Genomic DNA, 22,129 nt, shown 5'->3' with positions numbered 1-22,129 from the left:
CTAAGCAGAAATTGTTCCTTTTTTGACACCCAAAAAATTGAACTTATTACGTATGTGATAAATTAATTGAAAATAAGGAAAGTAAAAACAAAAGGGCCCATCTGTAATTTTGAAATAGTAGCTTCGTCAATCAACATATATTTGCAGCTGATTTTTTATTGTGAACGTTAGAGATATTTTAGATCTATACAAAAACGACCCGAGAGTAGAAACTTTGGCAAAGGCAGTCAATGCCGGCAAAAGTCCCCGGGTTCATCTAAAAGGCCTGGTGGGATCGAGCGATTCGATGGTAGCCACGGCTTACTACTTTTTACAGCATACCAATCTACTTTTCGTAATGCCCGACAGGGAAGAGGCGGCCTTTTTTCAAAGTGACCTCGAAAACCTGCTGGATAAGGAGATTCTCCTTTTTCCCTCCTCATACAGAAAACCTTTTGATTTTACCCAGCCCGATAGCAGTAATGTATTACAAAGGGCGGAGGTGTTGAACGAGCTGATTCATTCGACGGAGTTTGGGAAACTAATAGTTAGCTACCCGGAAGCTCTGGCTGAAAGAGTAATTAACCGCGAGGCGCTGGAAAAAAACACACTTGAAATATCAACCGGGAATAAACTGAGCATCGATTTTATCAATGAATTTTTAATTGAGTACGATTTTGAACGCGTAGATTTTGTATACGAGCCGGGGCAGTTTTCCATACGCGGAGGAATTGTAGATATATTCTCCTTCTCGCACGACCTGCCCTACAGGGTAGAGTTTTTTGGAGATTTTATTGAAAGTATCCGCACATTTCAGATAGAAGATCAGCTGTCGGCCGAACATGTGAAAAGCATTACTATCGTTCCCAATGTGCAGTCGAAATTTTTGACGGACCACAATATATCCCTACTCGAATACATCGATAGCAGCACGGTTATTTGGTTTAAAGACGTGCAATTCACATTGGATATTTTGAAAGACGGTTATAAAAAAGCCGGTGATTTATGGAAAGGCATACCTGCAGCGGATAAACAACAAAATCCCGAATGGATTGATCCAAAATTTAACTTCAGTGATGAAAAGTTGCTCGCTGACCAGCTTAGAGATTTTTCTATTATAGAGTTTGGCAAGCAGTTTTTTTACCAGCCGACCGCTACTGTAGATTTTGATATCAAACCCCAGCCTTCTTTCAACAAAGATTTCAACCTACTGATTCATAATATTAAGCAGAATGAGTCAGAAAAAATAAGCAATCTCATCTTCACTGATTCTGCTAAGCAGGCGGAACGGCTTTACTCTATTGTAGAGGATATTGACAAAACCGTAAAATTTACCCCTATTCATTTGTCGCTCCGCGAGGGCTTTATCGACTACGGACAAAAGTTGGCCTGCTATACTGATCATCAGATTTTTGATCGTTACTACAAATACAAGTTAAAGAAAGGCTATTCCCGGTCCCAATCCATCACGCTGAAGGAACTCAGGGAATTGAAGCCCGGCGACTATATCACCCATATTGATCACGGGATTGGGAAATATGCTGGATTAGAAAAGGTGGAAGTAAACGGTAAAACGCAGGAGATGATCCGCCTGATCTATGCCGATAACGACCTTCTTTATGTAAACATCAATTCACTTAACCGCATTTCCAAATACTCAGGGAAAGAAGGTACTGTTCCGAAGATGAACAAGCTGGGAACAGATACTTGGGAGAAACTTAAAAGGACGACAAAAAAAAAAGTTAAAGACATTGCCCGGGACCTGATCAAATTATATGCGGTGAGAAAGGCACAAACTGGTAATGCTTTTCACCCGGATACTTATTTGCAGACGGAGCTGGAAGCCTCTTTTATATATGAAGATACCCCAGATCAGGAAAAAGCAACTGCAGACGTAAAGAAAGACATGGAATCCCCACACCCTATGGACAGGCTAGTCTGTGGTGATGTAGGTTTCGGGAAAACAGAGATTGCCGTAAGAGCAGCCTTTAAGGCTGTTGCCGATAGCAAGCAGGTGGCAGTATTGGTACCTACCACCATCCTTGCCCTGCAGCACTTCAAAACCTTTAGTTCCAGGTTGAAAGACTTTCCATGTAATATTGATTATGTGAATCGGTTTAAATCGAGCAAACAGATCAAGGAAACAATGCAAAAGCTGAATGAGGGCAAGATTGACATCATCATCGGTACACACCGCCTCGTGAGCAAAGACGTGAAATTCAAGGATCTAGGCTTATTAATTATCGACGAGGAACAAAAATTTGGTGTAGGGGTGAAGGAAAAACTAAAGCAGCTGCGCGCAAACGTAGATACCCTCACACTCACTGCTACCCCCATCCCCCGTACACTGCACTTTTCCCTGATGGGAGCAAGAGATCTTTCTATCATTTCTACTCCGCCTCCTAACCGCCAGCCGGTAGTCACCGAGCTTCATGTATTTAATGAAGTGCTGATTAAGGAAGCAGTTGAGTATGAAATAGACCGAAACGGTCAGGTTTTCTTTATTCATAACCGTGTTCAGGATCTTCCTCAATTAGGTGGGCTAATAAAAAAACTGGTTCCAAAAGCGAGGGTGGGTATCGCACACGGACAGCTAGAAGGAGATGAGCTGGAAGATGTGATGTTGAAGTTCATCAATGGAGAATTTGATGTTTTGGTAGCGACCACCATTATTGAGGCCGGACTAGATATTCCTAACGCAAATACCATTCTGATCAACCATGCTCATATGTTTGGTTTGAGCGATCTCCACCAGATGAGGGGCCGGGTGGGCCGCTCCAATAAAAAGGCTTACTGCTATCTTCTGAGTCCCCCTTTATCAACATTGACGCCTGAAGCACGCAAACGCTTGAGCGCAATCGAAGAGTTCTCAGATCTGGGGAGCGGCTTCAATGTCGCTATGCGAGATCTTGACATCCGAGGAAGCGGGAATTTACTTGGTGCGGAACAGAGCGGCTTCATTGCGGAGATCGGCTTTGAGATGTATCATAAGATACTGGACGAGGCAATTCAGGAGCTAAAAGACGACGAATTTAAGGATCTGTTTAAAGATGAGAAGCCACGGCCTGTTATTTCTTTTACCCAAATTGATACCGACCTGGAGGTACTAATTCCTGATAGCTACGTTACCAACATCACCGAACGGTATAACCTCTACACGGAGATTTCGAAACTGGAAAATGAGACGCAGCTCGAGGCGTTCAGCACTAAGCTAGTGGACCGCTTTGGTCCGTTGCCGCGACAGGTTCGGGAGTTGTTGAATACCTTGAAACTACAATGGCTGGGAAAAGAGATTGGCTTTGAGAAAATCACCTACAAAAAGAATGCGTTGAAGGGATATTTTGTTTCGGATCAGCAATCGCGGTACTTTGAAACCGAAGCTTTCAGCAAAGTATTGCAGTTTGTCAAAGAGAATCCAAGACGCTGTAATTTAAAAGAGGTAAAAAGTACGCTGAGAATCGCTTTTGATCATATTACCAGTCTGGATGAAGCAATTGCCACGCTCGAAGAGATTGTACACGTACCTGTCTAACAATAAAAGTAGATTCGCTTAAAGCAGGATCTACTTTTTATTTTGTTCTGACTGTGCTAGTTGAAAAGTTATCGGGAGCACGTTGTAGGTCCTGACAGGGCTGCCCTTTAAAACTCCCGGTTTCCATTTCGGCGAATTGCGAATCAGCCTTACAGCTTCTTCATCAGCACCGCTTCCAATTCCCTGCCTCACTTTAACCTCTGTAATTTGCCCGTCCTTCTCCACAACAAAGGCAACATATACTTTTCCCTGGATATTATTTTGTTTAGCCGCAACAGGATATCTCAGGTTGGTAGATATATACCGTACTAACTCTTTTTGTCCGCCCTGAAACTCGGGTTGAACATCTACCACACTGGCATCAAAAATTTTATTTTCAGTATTTTGCGGATCATTAGCTGAAGGTTCGAGGCTACCTGGACTAGCCGGAGATTCTTCTACAGCAGTCGTATCAGGGGCCACCTGGAAAATTTCTTCATTTTTTACGTCAACGTCTTTAAGGGATATAATCTTTCCCTGCTCGTTGATCACCATCTCATACTTCACCAGTGCAGAATACTGCTGGCGTAATGAAGGTCTGAAATAGCTTTCTTTAGCCCAGTAGGTTGCAATTAATTTTTCTCCTTCCCGCTTAAAATCAAGGGAAGAGACGACCCATACGCGACGAAGGTTCTGCATATCCTCCAATCGTTTCCAATAAATGTCTCTCAAACGAGAATGAGTAAGGTTGTGATAATTGTGAAACGTCTCGGTTATGTTAGCAAAGTAACTAGGAGGATCAAAGTACCCCCGCCTCTGATCATAATAAAAGGCCTCGATGAATTTGGTTAAAGAGGTTCTTACCTCCACGTCGCTCATGGAACTACTTTCATCTAATAAAGATCCGGAACTGTCTTCAACTACTGTAGTCGGCCGCTCTTCTTTTTTGAAGATTTTCCAAGGATCGTCTACAAACAACGTTAGGTAGCCCATTACCAAAATGATTAGGCCAAGTACCACTCCCATATAAAGTAGAGAGCGATCTTTTTGAACTAAGGTTTGGCTTTCATTTTCTTCAGAACCAATTTGGTCTTTATCCATCATACGTTATTACTGTTAAGATGAGATCAGATATAAATATACAAAAACCAGCGGCGCAGCAAACAACAGGCCGTCGAAACGGTCGAGAAGACCTCCGTGTCCGGGAAGCAAGGTTCCCGAATCCTTTTTGTTCATGCTTCGCTTCAGCATAGATTCACATAGATCTCCGTAGGTTCCCCCCACTACAATTAAGAACGACATGACCGCCCAGTGTATTGGATCTAGTTCGAGATATTGCGTACCCAGGATAAATGAAACCACTAAACTCGTGAACATTCCACCTAAAAAGCCTTCCCAGGACTTTTTAGGAGAGTGGCGTTCAAATAACTTAGTCTTCCCGAATTTAACCCCGAATAAATAGGCGCCCGTGTCACTCGCCCATAGAAGTAACAAGATGCCCAGCGGTATATGATAATTGAAAGTTCCTTCAAAAAAAGCGGTAGAGCAAAAGATGGCAAAAGGTATCACCACGTAGAGGATACCAAAAAAAGTAAACGCGAGGTTTGAAAATGGTCGGCTGGTTGCGCGATACAATTCGCCAATGCAGGTAATCACAATAAATGGAATAGAAACGGACACAAACCTTAAGGGAACATCATTCAGGAAATGAAGTATCAGCGGAATAAAAATACTGGCTCCAATTAGTATACCCGTAATCTTTTGGGGCTTGGTATCATCGGCCTCTACCAGTTGATAAAACTCGTAAAGTGATAATAAGCTTAGAATTGTAAAAAAGATAGCAAAGGCATACTGACTAAAAATTACCGAAGCCAGCATAACCAGCACGAAGAAAAAACCAGTTATTGCTCTTGTCTTCATAGCTCATTCGTATTGATAATCTCCAATGCTTTTTCGGCATTAGCCGGCGATACATGAACCTCGACATACCCGAACACTTTGTAAGGATAACCTTGCTTATCAAGTAAAACCGCTTCTATTTCATGATCCACCAAGACTTGCCTCACCAGCTCCGACTTATAAAAATCGTTTGAGCTATATACTTTTATCCATTCAGTATTCATCGCTTAAATCTTTTCTCTTATTTACCGATCTGTAGAAGACAACACCCAAAATACCGGTTAAAATCACACTAAAAATAGTGGATGCGAGACTTATATCTTCCTGCTTACCTATCAGATCCAGCGACTCGCCCCGTTGTTGATATATATAGGCGCCCACTACAGCAGTGCCGTTGTTTATAAAATGAGCAACAATAGGAACCCAGATATTTTTACTCCAGAAAAACAGATAGCCAAATAAAGCGCCTAAGACCATCCTCGGTAGAAACCCGTAAAATTGTACGTGAATGGCACTGAAAATTACAGCTGCCACCCAAATTCCTACATGATAATGCGCGGTCCACTTAATCAAAATCTTCTGAAGGCATCCTCTAAAAAGTAGCTCCTCGCCGATAGCAGGAATAATTGCAATGACAAGCAGGTTACCCAATAGGTCTGTCGGCGTTTTCATTAACAGCAATTGTTTTGTCAGCCCCTCAAGTTTCAGCTCCTGTGCCTTCATCCAAACTTCAATACCTTTTAAAAAGCTGGGAAGCTTCATCATTTGATTCAAGTAAATCGTCCACTCAATGAAGGGCGAAGCAGCGAAGACAATGGCAGCAGCTAATATTATTGGTTTTAGATCTACTGTTTGATTAAACTTCAGGTAAGCTTTTACTGATGAACTTTGATGTCTTGCAAAAAATATAGAAGGAAGAATAAATGTGCCTACTGAAGTAAAGGCCTGAATGATTTTAAGAATACTCGTGTCAGTACTTCCGCCGGTTATGGCAGTAAGTGCATCATCTCCATAGATCATAAAACAAACAATAACTGCGATAAAAGTAAAGGCTATCGAACCAATGACGCAGAAAAACAGGAGGTACAGAAGCGAGGTGAAAGGATGACGGTCTTCTGACCCGTATTCAGTCATGATCAGCTATTTATTTGTAATTTTGTGATTTTTAAAACAGACAAAGATAATCGTATTAATCAAAGCTGATGTCGGTAAAAATTGGAAATATTGATTTAGGTGAGTTTCCGTTGTTGTTGGCTCCAATGGAAGACGTGAGTGATCCACCTTTCCGTTTTGTTTGTAAGCAAAATGGTGTGGACATGATGTACACAGAGTTCATTTCCTCCGAGGGTTTGATAAGGGACGCAGCGAAGAGTCTTCAAAAGCTGGATATTTTTGAGTACGAAAGACCCATCGGGATTCAGATCTTCGGAAGTGATATTGATACCATGAGGGGAGCCACTCAAATTGCTACCAGAGCCAATCCCGATCTTATCGATATCAACTACGGTTGTCCGGTAAAAAACGTTGCTTGTCGCGGTGCAGGTGCAAGCCTTTTACAGGATATCGACAAAATGGTCAGAATGACAAAAGCCGTTGTTGAATCCACGCATCTACCGGTTACAGTAAAAACGCGCCTCGGCTGGGACGATAACACCAAAAACGTTTACGAAGTTGCAGAGCGATTGCAGGACGTGGGAATAAAGGCCTTAACCATCCATGGTCGAACCCGCGCGCAAATGTATAAGGGACATGCCGACTGGACATTGATCCGCGAGATAAAAAGAAATCCAAGAATTCAAATTCCAATCTTTGGAAATGGTGATGTGGACTCTGTTGAGAAGGCTGCTAATTGGAGATTGGAGTATGAAGTAGACGGCATCATGATTGGAAGAGCATCAATTGGTTACCCATGGATCTTTAGAGAGGTAAAACATTTTTTTAAAACAGGAGAAATTTTGCCTGGCCCCACAATTTCTGAACGGGTAGAAGTCTGCAGAACTCATCTGGAAAAGTCAATTGCCTGGAAGGGTCCCAAAACAGGTATTTTTGAGATGCGAAGGCATTATGCAAATTATTTTAAGGGCATTCCAAACTTCAAGGAATATCGGATGAAATTAGTGTCTTCAGACAATCTCGAAACTATTTTTAACTTGTTGGATGAGATAAAATTGAATTTTGAAATTGAGATGGCTTGATTTTTGAAATTGAGAACTACATCTTTATCTTAAACCCGAGAAAGCTATGGTAACACAAATTACTGAAGGCGTTAAAATATCGGTAGATACTGTCTACCAGCCTGAATATTCCAATCCGGCAAACGATCATTATATGTTTGCCTATAAAATCACCATAGAAAATTTGACAGATTACAGTGTCCAGTTAATGCGCCGCCATTGGTACATATTTGACTCGAATGGTACACACAGGGAAGTAGAGGGAGAAGGAGTAGTTGGGCAACAACCAGTCATTGAGCCAGGTAGTTACCATGAGTACGTATCGGGATGTAATTTGAAAACTGACATGGGAAGCATGAAGGGTACATATGAGATGAGACGCCTTGTTGATGACGAGGAATTTGATGTTCAAATTCCTGAATTTTATATGGTTGCCCCATATAAACTGAATTAAACTTGTTTGTACCCCATAAAAAGAGAGGCTGCCACTTTTTGGGACAGCCTCTCTTTCTATATAAAAGCGCCAGCGCTTAAAACCCCTTACAAGCTGTAGATTAGCACTCGGCAGCAGTTATTCTAAATTATTCAGTACAGCATCCTACGGCACGTTTGGACTACGTTCTTATCACGCAGTTACCAACTTTCCTATTGCAAACTGGTGCGGAAAGGGATTTACCCGTTAAAAACATGTAATGGAGGTTGATATAAAAGCTTAAGTTAAGAAGAAGAGGAGCAAGGAAGCCCTGACTACCAGTATTGAGTGTAAGTGTAAGAATAGTCACAAGGTAACAAGTAGATAATAAGTGCAGGTTTTTCCGGCAAAACCTGCACTTAAGGTGCTAGCAACGTGCACTCACCGTGCACTCAAAAGCAATGTAAAGCGCACAAGAGCCGTGCTGGTACATTAGCGCAGTACTTTTTGTGCCATTCTTCACCGTATTTACGAATAAGATGGGTCCTCGAGGAATTTATAAACAGGGGCCTTTAACCCTTTACAAAGGAACAAAAAAAGGAAGCCCATACAAACAGGCGAGCAGAGTACCAACTACTGCGAGCAAAGATTTGTTAGTGTCTAACTGGTCTTCGGAAATATAAAAAGCAATTATGCTTGCAAGCGCTCTGTTTCGGGGATAACCAAGGTGGAGATTGGGTTGCTTTCGATCCTTCAAAGAGAAAGTAGAAAAGCAAGCGTGTTCTTCTCGTAGTCGCTGACAGAAGCAATAACCTGTTTGAAAAGCCTTCTCCTGATAACAAAAGCTAAATCTTCCCTCTAAATAATATCGGGCTCGGCAGGCCATAAAAAGAAGGCGCCTCATAATTCACTTATGAGACGCCTTTTTTTCTAATTAGCCTTCAATCTTTACTAATCGTCACTTCTGCCACCAAATAGCATCATTGCTAAATAAAGCAATTGCGCTACTGATCCAAGCGCCGCAACCACGTAGGTCATGGCAGCCCACCATAGTGCATCTTTCGCTTGTGTATGTTCTGTGCTTGTTTGCATAATTCCACGGTTCGTCTGCAGCCAGGCTAACGCTCTGTTGCTTGCATCAAACTCCACGGGCAGTGTTACCACGCTAAATAAGGTAACAACAATCATTGCTCCGAAGGCGACCAGTAATAACGTGTGGCCTATACCGGAAGCAAATAAGATGATTCCCAACATAAAGACCCATTGAAGCAGATTGGAAGCAATATTCACTACCGGAACCATTGCTGAACGGAATTGCAACCAGGAATATGCTTTAGCATGCTGAACAGCATGACCGCACTCATGTGCTGCTACCGCGGCCGCTGCAATACTACGTCCATGATAAACTTCCGGGCTCAGATTTACCGTTCTGTCACCCGGATTATAGTGATCAGACAAAGAACCTTCTACAGAACGGATCTGAACGTCATAAATTCCGTTGTCATGAAGCATTTTTTCAGCAATATCTCTACCTGTTAAGCCAGCATGTAGTGGCGTTTCTGAATATTTTCTAAACTTACTTTTAAATCTGGCCTGGACAATAAAACTGATTATTGCGATACCAATAAATAATATCAAACCCATAGTGTTATGTTTTTATGCTTATATGTTATCAAAAAGTGTTCCCTGCTAAATTTAAAGGATTTTATAAATTTTAAACGAATTAACGTCAGAAAAAATATGCTCTCTGCTGACATTTCTGCAGTTTTCGATCGTCCAGATTTCCCTCGCCTCTTCTTTCATTCCTTCTGTTATAATCATTATTTTTGATAAAATTTTTAGCAATGTACATACAAATACTTCTGGCAATAATAATTTTATTAGTTGTTCTACTATTCCTATCACTGCTAAAGAACAGTTCTCTCCGCGCTAAAGAACAGGAGAACCAAAACCTGAGAGTTGAACTGGCACGGTCAGAAGAAAAAGCTAATTTTTTTAAATCAGAAAAAGAACGGATAGAAGATGAATTGAAACAGGAACGTCAGAAATTATTAGAAATTAATCAATCTTACGAAAGTACCCGGTCGTATTTCCGTGCTCAGCAAGAGAAAATTGCTGAACAGAAACTAGAAATTGAACGACTGCAGGAGAAATTCAACAAGGAGTTTGAATTGATAGCAGGAAAAATACTGGAGGAAAAATCGGTCCGCTTCACAGAGACTAATAAAAGTAACCTCGATTCTTTGCTTAATCCATTAAAGGATAAAATTAAGTCGTTTGAAGAAAGAGTAGAAAAAGTATACAAGTCTGAATCGGACGAAAGAAACGTTCTGAAAGGCGAAATTTCCAAATTGATCGAGCTGAACAAGCAGATAAGTCAGGAGGCTCATAATCTTACCAGAGCCTTAAAAGCAGACTCAAAAAAACAAGGGAACTGGGGTGAGGTGGTACTTGATCGGATATTGGAAGCATCGGGTTTAATAGCGGGGGAAAGCTATCAAAAGCAAAATAGCTTTACGGACGAAATTGGAAACCGCTATCAGCCTGATGTACTTATTTCGCTCCCTGATAACAAGCATTTGGTTATTGACTCTAAAGTTTCTCTCCTGGCTTATGAGCGACTGGTTAACTGCGAGACGGACGATGACAAAATTATTTACTTAAATGATCATCTTTTCTCTATTAAAAATCACATCAAAAACCTGAGTTCAAAGAATTACTGTGACTTGTATGGGATAAATTCACCAGATTTTGTCTTACTTTTTATTCCAATCGAGTCCTCGTTTTCGATAGCTGTTCAGCACGATGTCGAGCTGTTTGAATTTGCCTGGCAGAAACGGGTAGTAGTGGTTACTCCTTCGACCTTGCTGGCTACTTTAAAAACTATTGCATCTATCTGGAAACAGGAGCAACAAACACGGAACGCCATCGACATTGCTACAAAAGCTGGCGCCTTATATGATAAATTTGTTGGCTTTGTAAGCGATTTGCAGAAAATCGGATCTAGTTTAGATAAAGCCCGAGATTCTTATTCAGAAGCTTTCAATAAGCTGAGCACCGGTTCAGGTAACTTGGTGGGTAGGGTGGAAAACCTACGCAAACTAGGTGCAAAAACATCTAAAGTATTGGAAGAAAAGTTGTTAAACAACGAGTGAATCACCACTTCTCCTCCTGTTCCTCGTGGAACTAAGACTAATCTTTTTTGAAGGAATTCCAGCCCTGCGCTTTCAAGGGATGCACATTTCCCGACTTGGAAACAATATTCATCCCCGCACTTTTTTCGGTGATATGACCGATAACACTGATATCAGGACTGAATTTTATCTTCTCATAATCCGACTGCTTGATTGTGAATAGCAACTCATAGTCTTCACCTCCGCTTAACGCACAGATTGTCGGGTCAAGGTTAAAATCGCGAGCTGTTTCATAAGTCATCGGATCAATAGGTATCTTATCCTCATACAAATTGCAACCCTTTTCTGATTGTGTACAGATGTGAATAACTTCAGAAGAAAGCCCATCAGAAACGTCAATCATGGAAGTTGGTTTCACTCCTAAATCGCGGAGTATTTCTATGATGTCTTTCCTCGCTTCCGGCTTCAACTGTCTTTCGACGATATAGTCTTTCCCTTCCAAATCGGGTTGAATGTTTGGGTTCTCAAGGAAAATCCGCTTTTCCCGTTCCAGTAGTTGCAATCCAATATAAGCCGCTCCTAAATCACCGGAAACACAGATCAAATCTCCTTCCCCGGCAGTATTTCTATAACAAATCTCCTCTACGTCTGCGTAACCGATACTCGTTACACTGATTACTAAGCCCTGTTTTGAAGAGCTCGTATCACCTCCAACCAAGTCGATATTGTACTTTTTGCAGGCTATCAATATCCCTTCATAAAGCTCTTCTATCGCTTCTAGCGGGAACTTGCTTGACAACCCAAGTGACACGGTTATCTGTGTAGCCGTCCCATTCATGGCATAAATATCACTCAAATTAACCTGAACCGCTTTATAGCCAAGATGCCTCAATGGGGTATACGCTAAGTCGAAATGGATGCCCTCAAGCAGCAAATCGGTCGAAACCAACATTTTCTTACCACTAAAATCCAGTACGGCGGCATCATCACCAGCACCTTTATTGGTCGAAGGATTTCTTAATTCGATGTTTTTCGTAAGATGATCTATTAGACCAAATTCCCCCAGCGTACCAATATCGGTTCTTTCTTTATTTTCAAACACAGAAATTAAAATTAAAAATTAAATTTTGCCAATTTGAACAACTAGCGCAGGTAACTGATAGAAGATGAATTATTTACAATCCAAGTCTCGCTGAAATTTCCAGCATCCGTTCAATTGGTAACCTTGCTTTTTCTATCACGTCCATAGGAACAGATACTTCAGGCAATTCATTTTTCATACACAAATACAGCTTCTCCAGTGTATTTCTCTTCATGTGCGGACAATCATTACATGCACAAGTATTATTTGGAGGGGCAGGAATGAACACTTTTCCCGGATTTGCCTTCTCCATTTGATGAATAATTCCGCTTTCTGTTGCTACAATGAACTCTTTCGCCTCGCTGTTCATTGTGTATTTTAACAATCCTGTAGTAGACCCGATATAGTCTGCTGTTTTTAAGATGGCATCTTCACATTCAGGGTGAGCTATAAACTTTGCCTCAGGATGCTGAGCTCTTAGCTTCGCTATCCGCTGCATCGAAAATATCTCATGAACCATGCAAGCACCATTCCACAACACTAAGTCTCTTCCCGTTTTCTTCGCTACGTAAGTACCCAAGTTTCTGTCGGGACCAAATATGATCTTCTGATCTTTCGGTAGGCTCTCGACAATCTGAACCGCATTTGAAGACGTACAAACAATATCACTTAGTGCTTTCAGCTCAGCAGAGCAATTTACGTACGTAATCACCAGGTGATCAGGATATTTCTCTTTAAACTTCGAGAACAAATGCGGCGGACAACTATCCGATAAAGAACATCCGGCTTTTAAATCCGGCAGCAGTACCTTTTTCGTTGGTGATAATATTTTTGCCGTCTCTGCCATAAAATGCACGCCAGCAAAGACAATAATATCAGCATCTGTTTTAGCTGCTTCCTGCGATAAACCAAGGCTGTCCCCGATATAATCAGCTATATCCTGAATGTCCGGCTCCTGGTAATAATGCGCCAGGATCACTGCATTCTTTTCTTTTTTTAATTTCTCTATTTCTTCAAAAAGATCTAGAGTGGGATCAATAGGTTCGTCGACAAAACCCTTGATATTTATTTCTTCAAAAATATCCATTTCTGACACTTCAATAAAATACAATTATTCTTTTAAAAGATATTCTTATGGTTTATTAGGGTGTTAGTTATGTGAAGAAGATGTGAAACTAATTTTTGATTTTTTTGTTTTCTACTACTTTTCAACATATTACTAACACTGTGGACTATACAATCGCTTGGTTTCTAAGTTTTTGAATTTCTAAAATTTTTCTGGCTGGATTTTTACAGTGAATTTCTTTCAGTAAGTAAAACGTTAAGAACTCCCATTTCTTCTGCTGAAAACTTTCTTAAAATACGGCGGTTTTAACACTTTAATACCGTCAAGTTTTTCTTGTTAGAAAATATTAAACTTCTTTTTGTACAAAATTAACATCTTTACAGTGTTTATCCACATAAGCACGGTAAGATTACAATTAGCAAATTATTTATTAGATGAAGAATGTTGATTTCTTAGTTGTTGGTTCTGGTATTGCTGGTTTAAGTTTTGCACTTAAGGCCGCCAAACATGGTAAAGTTCTGATAGTTACGAAAGCGAATGAAGACGAATCAAACACTAAGTATGCTCAAGGTGGAGTTGCCGTAGTTGTGGATAAAACAGATTCTTTCGACAAACATATAGAAGATACCCTGATCGCAGGGGATGGTTTATGTGATCCGGCCATTGTGGAAATCGTAGTGAAGGAGGGTCCAGAGCGCATTCAGGAGATCATTGATTATGGGACTAATTTTGACCAGACAAAGCCCGGTTCATACGATCTGGCAAAGGAAGGAGGCCATTCAGAGCATCGTATTTTACATTATAAGGATATCACAGGATTTGAAATAGAAAGGGCGCTGCTAGAGCAAATACATCAGAATCCGAACATTGAGATTCTCACGCATTATTTTGCTGTTGAAATCATCACTCAGCACCATTTAGGTGAGTTTGTGGGTAGACGCTCTGATAATATAACTTGCTACGGAATTTATGCATTGAACACGCATACTAATACTGTGGAAAAGTTCCTTTCGAAGGTTACAGTGATGGCAACGGGAGGTGCGGGACACATTTATTCGAATACTACAAATCCAACTATTGCCACCGGTGACGGTATTGCTATGGTGTACCGGGCGAAGGGAAAGGTGCGAAACATGGAGTTTATTCAGTTTCACCCCACTGCTTTATATAATCCGGGGGAGTATCCGTCTTTCTTGATATCTGAAGCTGTTCGGGGATTTGGTGGGGTTTTGCGTGATCGAAATGGAAATGAGTTTATGCAGAATTACGACGAGCGCGGTTCATTAGCCCCAAGGGATATTGTCGCCCGCGCTATAGATTCGGAGATGAAAAAGTCGGGAGACGATTTCGTTTATCTGGACATTCGTCATCGCTCGAAAGACGACATTCTTTCACATTTTCCTAATATTTATGCTAAGTGCTTAAGTATCGGTCTGGACATGACCAAAGATCTTATTCCGGTTACGCCAGCTTGTCACTATATGTGCGGGGGAATTTTGGTTGATGAATTTGGTCGCTCTTCTATCCAGCGCTTATACGCTTGCGGCGAATGTTCCTCTACTGGGCTTCATGGTGCTAATCGTTTGGCTTCCAACTCTTTGTTAGAGGCAACCGTTTTTGCTCATCGGATTTATCTCGCAGCTATGGAGGAGTTTAACAAAAATATCATTCCTGAGGATATTCCCGAGTGGGACGATACAAACACTAAACTTTCAAACGAAGATATCCTCGTGACTCACAATCTGCGGGAAACACAGAAGATAATGAGTGACTATGTAGGAATTGTGCGCTCGGATTTTCGTCTTGACCGTGCTTTCAGAAGGCTAGGATTGCTGTATGAAGAGACGGAGGACTTTTACAAAAAGACAAAGCTTTCAGTAAAATTATGTGAATTGCGAAATGTGATTCAGTGCGCCTACATTGTTATTAAGTCTGCTATGATCCGTAAGGAAAGCCGCGGTCTGCATTATACAACTGACTATCCCAAGCATTTAAAAAATCCTACCGACACCGTGTTTTAATATTTTAAGAATCCTACAGATGGCATTAATATTACCAGTAAAAGGAAAGTCGCCCGCTTGGGGCCAGAACTGCTTCATAGCGGAGAACAGTACCCTTGTTGGCGATGTAGTAATGGGCAACAATTGCTCAGTTTGGTTTAATGCGGTGGTTAGGGGAGATGTTAATTTTATTAAGATTGGGAACAACGTGAATATACAGGACGGAGTAGTTATTCACTGTACGTACCAGAAAGCTGGAACTACTATCGCCGATAACGTCTCCATAGGTCATAATGCCTTAGTTCACGGCTGTACTCTACAACGTAACACGCTAATAGGAATGGGAGCCATTGTTATGGACAATGCTGTGGTAGAGGAATTTACTATAATAGCGGCTGGCTCAGTGGTACTGGAGAATACAGTTTGCGAATCTGGTTTTATATATGCAGGCAGCCCTGCAAAGAAGGTGAAGGCAATTACTGAACAACAACGACAGATGTTGGAGCAATTGCCTAAAAACTATGTAATGTACTCAAGCTGGTTTACGGAAGAGGAGGAATAGTTAATTCTTCCTCTAAGTCCCAGTTGGCCCTTAACGTTATTTCCTTACCACTATTCCAGATCTTTTCTGGCTGTTTTCCCTCTTTAACGTTCCCTGTATCCCATTTCTGATTTTTGTTTTCATCGTATATTACCCTGAAGGTGTATTTTCCGAGGGAAAACATTTGGTAATTAAGCGTAGTGTTAGAAGTGATAGCATCAGTTTGCATCACTTCATCTTCAGCATCGAGAAGCTCAATAACGTAATTTCCTGATTTTGGCGGTACTGTTACTTTTAATGTGAGATTACCATAGTTCTCTTCATCGTCTCTTAGATATTGCTTGTTGAAAAGCTTATTTTTTCCTCCAAACAAGCCCGTAACAGCGTTATCGTCAATATTTAATATATATTGTCGTTCCTTCCGCCAAGGATAACGGAACGCAAAACGCCTTGTCGAACTGCTATCCGGTATTATTCGTAAGCCGGTTACGGGAACGGAATCTTGCAGAAGGCTTATCTTTTTTGGATCGATACTGGCAACAGGGCCTGAAAAGCTGATCGTTAGGTCGGTACCGGGTTTAATCCTGCCGCCTGATGTGTTGTCAGTTGCTGCTAATGTCTGGTTATAGGTATCTCGTTTGCTCCTTCTTATGACAGTAGTGTCGAGGTTTTTACCCATATTTTGGATAGCTACCGTGATAGAGTCAAAGTTCATGTTCTCTGTCCAAACATAGGCTGTATCTCTTTTTTTGCTAAACTCAACAACTTTGTTTCGGTCAAGAGCTGCTGGGTTTAAGATTTTGATAGAAGGCTGTTCAAGCTGTTTATTAAAGGCATAGACAATGCGACCGCTGTTTTCAATTTTGCGGTCTGTAATCCGGAAGTTTGCAGGTTCCTCCTGGAATATCTCGAGCTTTATGTCTGCTGTATCTTTAGTAAGTGCAATAGGATTATTTAAAAACGCTATTGCCTCGTTAGCAGAGTTGTAAATTTTATCTCCTCCTCCTTGTTCTTTAAGCGCGTATATACGGTAAGTATTCTCCCGAAGATAGCTTAGCTTGAAGTTACCAGAAGAGTCGGTAGTGGTAAATATATTTGGGCGTCTCTTTCCGAAAATGGTATCTTGACTTAAGGGAAGCAGAAACACCGTTGCGTCTAGTTCGGGTTTTTTTGTAACCGCATTGGTAACAGTACCGCTTATTGACAATGAGTCTATTTTAGCTCCTGTAGAGAAAACATAGACATAATTTTTCAGAATGTTATTTTCGTTGTAGTCGCCAATCGCTCTACCAAAATTGATCGTATAAGTTGTATTTCTTTCGAGCGTGTCCTGAAGTCGGATATTTAACGTTTTCTTTCTAATTCTGTATTCTGGTATTTTATCAACCGCTGGTGAAAGACTGATTTCTTTAAAAGCTTCATTAAGTTTAAAAAACTCATCAAACACGATGTTGATTTCGTCAGCTTTAAAATTGACGGTAAAATTCTTAGGTGACTCCTCAAGGATCTTAGGAGGGGTCGTGTCTTTTGGCCCACCAGTAGGAGCTTGAATACTAGCACAGCCAGAAAGCAGAAAAAAAGCAAAAATCTGCTTTATAAAAACGAGCCAAATATGCTGTTTTCTGTTATTAGTCATTTTTAGGCGTTTTAAGCGATTTTACTCGTTTTTGGAATATTATCATTCGATTTTAGAGATCTTCTTTTATATGGGTTTAAATCGAGTCATTTATTTAAAATGTAACTTCCTGTATATCAGTAATTTACTCTTATTTGGATAGATGAACCATTAAAACTGATATATCGGATGGTGAAACCCCAGAAATACGTGAGGCTTGCCCCAGAGTTCGTGGTTTTATCTTTACCAATTTTTCCCTGGCCTCTTTAGAAAGGGACACCAACTTATGATAGTCAAAATCAGGGTTAATTTCCTGATCTTCCATTTTTCTCATTTTCCCAACGATCTCCATCTCCTTTTCGAAATAGCTTTCGTACTTAACCTTTATTTCGGCCTGCTCAATAGTTTCCTTAGGATAGTTTTTTAGGAGATTGTCGAAGGCGTTGTTCATCTTTCGTAAATCAGAAAGCGCTACCTGGGGGCGGGTGAGAAGCTGGAACATTTTTACATTTTGAGAAAGGGGAGAAGTTCCCAGTTCCTCCAGCAATCCGTTCACCTCTGGCGCTTCAACAGAAGTGTTTTTCAGGAAGCGGACGATTTCATCTGACTCATTAATTTTTCTTTTTACCTTTTCCATACGGTCCTCGTTAATTAAGCCAAGCTGATGACCAATTGGTGTTAACCGAATGTCAGCATTATCCTGACGAAGTAGAAGACGATGTTCAGCTCGGGAAGTAAACATTCGATAAGGTTCTTCAGTTCCTTTCGTTACCAGGTCGTCGATTAGTACACCGATGTACGACTCAGACCTTTTCATAATTAGCTCATGTCTATCGTTAATTTTTTGGTGAGCGTTTAGGCCTGCGATGAATCCTTGACTCGCAGCTTCCTCGTAACCTGTTGTGCCATTGATTTGACCTGCAAAAAATAAATTACTAATGCGCTTTGTTTCTAACGTTAGACTCAGTTGAGTAGGAGGGAAGTAGTCGTACTCAATAGCATATCCCGGGCGAAACATCTTTGCTTTTTCAAATCCTGGAATCAACGTTAACGCCTTGTATTGAACGTCTTCGGGCAGGGAAGTAGAGAAGCCGTTAACATAGATCTCAACAGTATTCCAGCCTTCAGGCTCAACAAATATTTGGTGCCGCTCTCGCTCTGCAAAGCGATTTATTTTGTCTTCTATAGAGGGACAGTACCGGGGGCCTAGGCCCTTAATCCGGCCAGTGAACATAGGCGATTTTTCAAATCCCTCTTTTAGGGTTTCGTGAACTTTGTCGTTGGTGTATGTTATCCAACAGCAACGTTGTTCAGTCGGAAGCTCTACCTCGGTATAAGAGAAGCGGCCTCGTTCTTCGTCGCCCCATTGTTCTTCCATCTTCGCGTAATCCAGACTTCTTCCATCAACCCTTGGGGGAGTGCCTGTCTTCATTCTACCTGCTTCAAATCCCAGCTCTACAAGCTGTTCAGTTATTCCTGTTGCAGCCTTTTCAGCAGTCCTTCCACCGCCCATTTTTTTCTCACCGATATGTATTATACCGTTAAGAAATGTTCCATTGGTGAGGACTACAGCTTTCGATTTAATCTCTATACCTAAGGAAGTAACAACTCCGCAGACTGTCTCGTTCTTCACCAGAAGGCTCTTAACCATATCTTGCCAGAAGTCGACATTTGGCGTTTGTTCCAAAATTAGGCGCCATTCTTCTGCGAAGCGCATGCGATCGTTTTGAGCTCGAGGACTCCACATAGCTGGTCCCTTAGATCTGTTAAGCATTCGAAACTGAATCATCGACTTGTCAGTAACTATTCCCGAGTAACCGCCCATAGCGTCAATCTCCCTTACAATCTGACCTTTTGCTACTCCTCCCATCGCCGGATTGCAGCTCATTTGAGCGATCGTCCCCATGTTCATAGTAATGAGCAAAACAGAAGATCCAAGATTTGCGGCAGCAGCAGCAGCTTCACAACCCGCGTGTCCTGCTCCAACAACAATTATATCGTATTCTTTAAACATTCCTTTTGTTCCACGTGGAACGTTTTTCTTTTGTTCCACGTGGAACAAAAGAAAAACGTTCTTTTTTAACTTTCTTTAATTTCTACAAGTTCCATCCACCGAAGTGTAAACTCTTCAAGCGACCGTTTTTTGTTTTCTATTTCAGTAGCGATTTTAGCTAGCTCCTCCGGATCTTGAGTGTCATTCAAAGATCTTGTTAGCTTCTCGATTACCAATTCTGTGTCTGTTATACTCGATTCAAGGCTCTCTAATTCTCGCTCTTCTTTAAAACTTAGTTTGCTTTTTGGTGACGACTCAGTCACTTTCTCAACTTTGGCTTCCTTCGCCCTGTTTTTATTTTGCTGATCTTCCTCTTCTTTGTCGAGGCGATATTCTGTGTAATTTCCTGAATAAATCCTAATATATACACTCCCATCAAGGATAAAGAGCTGATTGGTCAACTTATCCATCAAGTAGCGGTCGTGGGAGACCAAGAGGAGGACGCCATTGTAGTTCTCTAAAAACTCTTCTAGTACATTGAGGGTATCAATGTCTAAATCGTTAGTAGGCTCGTCAAGTATTAAAAAGTTTGGGTTGGTCATTAATACCCTCATTAATTGCAAGCGCTTTCTTTCTCCACCGCTCAGTTTATTTACGAAGGTATGTTGTTTGGCGGGAGGAAAGAGGAAGTGAGTAAGTACTTGAGAAGCTGTCAGTGTTTTTCCATCGCTCATAGTAATGTATTCAGCCACGTTTTTAACTACATCAATTACACGCTCATCCTCTTTTATTGTCAATCCATCCTGACGATAGTATCCAAACACTGTTGTTTCGCCGATAATGACTTCGCCTTGAGCAGGTTTAAGCGTTCCTGTTAGAATATTTAATAAGGTACTTTTTCCGGTTCCATTTCGTCCTGCTACACCTATCTTATCTCCCTTTTTGAAGGTATAACTGAAATTGTTGAAAATCTGCTTTTCCTGATATGCGTGAGACACGTTATGCAGTTCCAGAATCTTATTCCCTTGTCTTGAAACCTTCGTGGCTAATTCTACCTTTTGATTGATTTTTTGGCCTCTTGTTTTTTGTTCTAAATCATAAAAAGCATCAATTCTTGATTTTGATTTTGTCGTTCTGGCCTTAGGCATCCTTCTCATCCATTCCAGCTCCTTTTGTAGAAGATTTCTGTTTTTCTGAAGTGTCGAAGCTTCTTCTGCTTCTCTAGCAGCTTTTTTTTCTAGGAAGTAGCTGTATTTACCATGGTAGTTATATAGTTTCTTGTTTTCGAGCTCTATTATATGGTTACACACATTGTCCAGAAAATACCTGTCGTGTGTTACCATGATAATAGTCTTGTTTCCAGTAGTAAGATAGTTCTCTAGCCACTCAATCATTTCTATATCCAAGTGATTAGTTGGCTCATCAAGAATGAATACGTCGGAGTTGTCTATTAGAAGCTTCGCAAGCGCCAGCCTTTTTCTCTGACCACCTGAAAGACTTTCAATTTCTTGATCGGGATTGTAGATGGAAAGCCGTTGTAAAATTGTTTTAATCTCGTGTTCATACTCCCATGCATTTAACTCACTAAGTTCGTTTATCAATCTATTTAGTTCGTCTTCTTCGTAGGAGGGAGAGGCTAGTAACTTTTCGTATTTCCTTATTAACTGCTGCTGAGGATTTTCTAGACTATAGATGTAATCAGCAACAGTTCGCTGCCCTCCGAAGTTGGGATCCTGTTCCAGGTATCCTATATTTAGATCCTTTTCTTTAACTACTTTGCCTTCTGTTGGGGCAATTTTTCCGGCTAGAATTCGCATAAGCGTCGTTTTGCCTGATCCATTAATCCCAACAAGTGCTACTCGCTGTCCGCGCGCAAAACCCACGGTAACATCTTTAAATAACCAATTATCGTTAAAGGAATGACCTAATTGTTCTCCTGATAGAATGCTCATGCTAATCGCTTGATAATATTTGAAGGGAAGATTTGTATCCCCAGTTTGTTATAAAATGTCTGATTTACCATCGCCTGTGCGATGGTTTCAGCTTCAATGCTTTTGTATTTTTCTAGCGGCCCCCATAAAAAAGGATTAATAGTGCTCATAAAGGCCGCTGCCACTTTTTCAAACGGTCTTGATTCTAATCTATTGCCCGTTATCAGCGATGGTCGGTATATCAGGGTGGAAGGCAGGTTGACTGCTCCGATATCTCGCTCTGTCTCTCCTTTAACCCTGTTGTAGAAAATTGAGGAGTTGGCGTTCGCTCCCATAGCTGATATCAAATGATACTGGTTTATACCGTTCCGAGAAGCAAGCTTTGCTAGCTCAACCGGGTAGTCGTGGTCTATTTTATAATATGTGTTTAGATCAGGAGTTTTCTTTCTGGTCGTTCCCAGGCAACAGTAGACGGCATCTCCTGTAATTTCCCGACCGTAGGAGGAGAGCTTGTCAAAGTTTATCATGATCTGTTTCACTTTGGTCGATAGCCCGGGAATTAACGTTCTAACCAATAGCACAATCTCCGTTACTTCAGGCTGCTCATTTAGAAGTCTCAGAAGGTGACTGCCTACCAGTCCAGATGCGCCGGCTATTACTACTTTTTTCAATTCAAATTATTAGGGACACAAAAATACAATAAAATAAGGCTATTATATTTTGATGTTTAAACATCTATCTGTAAGATAATTCGAAAGATTCAGTGTAGATAATAAAAGAATTTAGATAATGT

Annotated in this window: 17 protein-coding genes; 6 read left to right on the top strand and 11 right to left on the bottom strand. The window is 41.0% G+C overall.

The window, feature by feature from the left end; genetic code table 11:
• Window positions 1-160: 160 nt before the first annotated feature.
• Window positions 161-3,511, top strand: coding sequence for a transcription-repair coupling factor (mfd, locus tag J4N23_RS19725; protein ID WP_207429567.1), 3,351 nt, complete (start codon window positions 161-163; stop codon window positions 3,509-3,511).
• A 30-nt stretch (window positions 3,512-3,541) separates the two neighbouring features.
• Here the strand turns inward: mfd and J4N23_RS19720 are convergent, their stop codons facing one another.
• The 4 genes from J4N23_RS19720 to J4N23_RS19705 are packed head-to-tail and all read right to left on the bottom strand — an operon-like array spanning window position 3,542 to window position 6,523.
• Window positions 3,542-4,594, bottom strand: a complete 1,053-nt coding sequence (locus J4N23_RS19720) for an energy transducer TonB (RefSeq protein ID WP_207429566.1) — start codon at window positions 4,592-4,594, stop codon at window positions 3,542-3,544.
• Between the two features lie 12 nt (window positions 4,595-4,606).
• Window positions 4,607-5,410: a phosphatidate cytidylyltransferase gene (locus J4N23_RS19715; protein ID WP_207429565.1), complete on the bottom strand. Its 804-nt coding sequence runs from the start codon at window positions 5,408-5,410 to the stop codon at window positions 4,607-4,609.
• Window positions 5,407-5,613, bottom strand: coding sequence for a putative signal transducing protein (locus tag J4N23_RS19710; RefSeq protein WP_207429564.1), 207 nt, complete (start codon window positions 5,611-5,613; stop codon window positions 5,407-5,409). Before J4N23_RS19710 ends, J4N23_RS19715 begins: the two co-directional genes overlap by 4 nt.
• A complete protein-coding gene (locus tag J4N23_RS19705) occupies window positions 5,603-6,523 on the bottom strand; it encodes a CPBP family intramembrane glutamic endopeptidase (RefSeq protein WP_207429563.1) in 921 nt (306 codons plus the stop codon). Before J4N23_RS19705 ends, J4N23_RS19710 begins: the two co-directional genes overlap by 11 nt.
• A 68-nt stretch (window positions 6,524-6,591) precedes the next feature.
• On the opposite strand from J4N23_RS19705, the gene dusB reads away from it, so the two are divergent.
• Both dusB and apaG read left to right on the top strand, forming a co-directional pair.
• Window positions 6,592-7,584: a tRNA dihydrouridine synthase DusB gene (dusB, locus tag J4N23_RS19700; protein ID WP_207429562.1), complete on the top strand. Its 993-nt coding sequence runs from the start codon at window positions 6,592-6,594 to the stop codon at window positions 7,582-7,584.
• A gap of 46 nt (window positions 7,585-7,630) precedes the next feature.
• Window positions 7,631-8,017, top strand: coding sequence for a Co2+/Mg2+ efflux protein ApaG (gene apaG, locus J4N23_RS19695; RefSeq protein ID WP_207429561.1), 387 nt, complete (start codon window positions 7,631-7,633; stop codon window positions 8,015-8,017).
• Between the two features lie 909 nt (window positions 8,018-8,926).
• On the opposite strand, the gene J4N23_RS19690 is transcribed toward apaG, so the two are convergent.
• On the bottom strand, window positions 8,927-9,619 hold the full coding sequence (locus J4N23_RS19690; protein WP_207429560.1) for a zinc metallopeptidase: 693 nt from the start codon (window positions 9,617-9,619) through the stop codon (window positions 8,927-8,929).
• A 200-nt stretch (window positions 9,620-9,819) separates the two neighbouring features.
• On the opposite strand from J4N23_RS19690, the gene rmuC reads away from it, so the two are divergent.
• On the top strand, window positions 9,820-11,130 hold the full coding sequence (rmuC, locus tag J4N23_RS19685; protein ID WP_207429559.1) for a DNA recombination protein RmuC: 1,311 nt from the start codon (window positions 9,820-9,822) through the stop codon (window positions 11,128-11,130).
• Between the two features lie 37 nt (window positions 11,131-11,167).
• Here rmuC and thiL read toward each other — a convergent pair whose 3' ends face one another.
• Both thiL and nadA read right to left on the bottom strand, forming a co-directional pair.
• Complete coding sequence (thiL, locus tag J4N23_RS19680; protein WP_207429558.1) at window positions 11,168-12,211, bottom strand: thiamine-phosphate kinase; 1,044 nt, start codon at window positions 12,209-12,211, stop codon at window positions 11,168-11,170.
• Between the two features lie 73 nt (window positions 12,212-12,284).
• Window positions 12,285-13,277 (bottom strand): quinolinate synthase NadA, encoded by a 993-nt coding sequence (gene nadA, locus J4N23_RS19675; RefSeq protein WP_207429557.1) that lies wholly within the window; start codon window positions 13,275-13,277, stop codon window positions 12,285-12,287.
• A gap of 413 nt (window positions 13,278-13,690) precedes the next feature.
• Between nadA and nadB the strand changes: the two genes are divergently transcribed.
• Both nadB and J4N23_RS19665 read left to right on the top strand, forming a co-directional pair.
• Window positions 13,691-15,277, top strand: coding sequence for an L-aspartate oxidase (gene nadB / locus J4N23_RS19670; protein WP_207429556.1), 1,587 nt, complete (start codon window positions 13,691-13,693; stop codon window positions 15,275-15,277).
• Between the two features lie 19 nt (window positions 15,278-15,296).
• Complete coding sequence (locus J4N23_RS19665; protein WP_207429555.1) at window positions 15,297-15,818, top strand: gamma carbonic anhydrase family protein; 522 nt, start codon at window positions 15,297-15,299, stop codon at window positions 15,816-15,818.
• Here J4N23_RS19665 and J4N23_RS19660 read toward each other — a convergent pair.
• The 4 genes from J4N23_RS19660 to J4N23_RS19645 form a co-directional block, all read right to left on the bottom strand.
• Window positions 15,799-17,433: an Ig-like domain-containing domain gene (locus tag J4N23_RS19660; RefSeq protein WP_207429554.1), complete on the bottom strand. Its 1,635-nt coding sequence runs from the start codon at window positions 17,431-17,433 to the stop codon at window positions 15,799-15,801. The two genes, J4N23_RS19665 and J4N23_RS19660, sit on opposite strands and share 20 nt — an antisense overlap.
• A gap of 130 nt (window positions 17,434-17,563) precedes the next feature.
• Window positions 17,564-19,426 (bottom strand): tRNA uridine-5-carboxymethylaminomethyl(34) synthesis enzyme MnmG, encoded by a 1,863-nt coding sequence (gene mnmG / locus J4N23_RS19655; protein ID WP_207429589.1) that lies wholly within the window; start codon window positions 19,424-19,426, stop codon window positions 17,564-17,566.
• Between the two features lie 65 nt (window positions 19,427-19,491).
• Window positions 19,492-21,357, bottom strand: a complete 1,866-nt coding sequence (locus J4N23_RS19650) for an ABC-F family ATP-binding cassette domain-containing protein (RefSeq protein ID WP_207429553.1) — start codon at window positions 21,355-21,357, stop codon at window positions 19,492-19,494.
• Window positions 21,354-22,007 carry an NAD-dependent epimerase/dehydratase family protein gene (locus J4N23_RS19645; protein WP_207429552.1) on the bottom strand — a complete coding sequence of 218 codons (654 nt, stop codon included), beginning with the start codon at window positions 22,005-22,007 and terminating at the stop codon, window positions 21,354-21,356. The genes J4N23_RS19650 and J4N23_RS19645 overlap by 4 nt, the downstream gene beginning before the upstream one ends.
• Between the last annotated feature and the right edge of the window lie 122 nt (window positions 22,008-22,129).

The sequence above is a fragment of the Pedobacter sp. SYSU D00535 genome, from assembly GCF_017355855.1.
Classification (GTDB): Bacteria; Bacteroidota; Bacteroidia; order Sphingobacteriales; family Sphingobacteriaceae; genus Desertivirga.
Note: the sequence above shows the minus strand (reverse complement) of the source record. Positions and strands in the feature narration are given on the sequence as shown.

Bases quoted from the DNA above. Each gene is read 5' to 3' on its own strand.
- J4N23_RS19710 (WP_207429564.1), bottom strand. From the start codon at position 5,613: ATGAATACTGAATGGATAAAAGTATATAGCTCAAACGATTTTTATAAG.
- rmuC (WP_207429559.1), top strand. From the start codon at position 9,820: ATGTACATACAAATACTTCTGGCAATAATAATTTTATTAGTTGTTCTA.
- dusB (WP_207429562.1), top strand. From the start codon at position 6,592: ATGTCGGTAAAAATTGGAAATATTGATTTAGGTGAGTTTCCGTTGTTG.
- J4N23_RS19715 (WP_207429565.1), bottom strand. From the start codon at position 5,410: ATGAAGACAAGAGCAATAACTGGTTTTTTCTTCGTGCTGGTTATGCTG.
- apaG (WP_207429561.1), top strand. From the start codon at position 7,631: ATGGTAACACAAATTACTGAAGGCGTTAAAATATCGGTAGATACTGTC.
- J4N23_RS19690 (WP_207429560.1), bottom strand. From the start codon at position 9,619: ATGGGTTTGATATTATTTATTGGTATCGCAATAATCAGTTTTATTGTC.
- mnmG (WP_207429589.1), bottom strand. From the start codon at position 19,426: ATGTTTAAAGAATACGATATAATTGTTGTTGGAGCAGGACACGCGGGT.
- J4N23_RS19650 (WP_207429553.1), bottom strand. From the start codon at position 21,357: ATGAGCATTCTATCAGGAGAACAATTAGGTCATTCCTTTAACGATAAT.
- nadA (WP_207429557.1), bottom strand. From the start codon at position 13,277: ATGGATATTTTTGAAGAAATAAATATCAAGGGTTTTGTCGACGAACCT.
- J4N23_RS19665 (WP_207429555.1), top strand. From the start codon at position 15,297: ATGGCATTAATATTACCAGTAAAAGGAAAGTCGCCCGCTTGGGGCCAG.
- J4N23_RS19660 (WP_207429554.1), bottom strand. From the start codon at position 17,433: ATGACTAATAACAGAAAACAGCATATTTGGCTCGTTTTTATAAAGCAG.
- J4N23_RS19720 (WP_207429566.1), bottom strand. From the start codon at position 4,594: ATGATGGATAAAGACCAAATTGGTTCTGAAGAAAATGAAAGCCAAACC.
- nadB (WP_207429556.1), top strand. From the start codon at position 13,691: ATGAAGAATGTTGATTTCTTAGTTGTTGGTTCTGGTATTGCTGGTTTA.
- J4N23_RS19705 (WP_207429563.1), bottom strand. From the start codon at position 6,523: ATGACTGAATACGGGTCAGAAGACCGTCATCCTTTCACCTCGCTTCTG.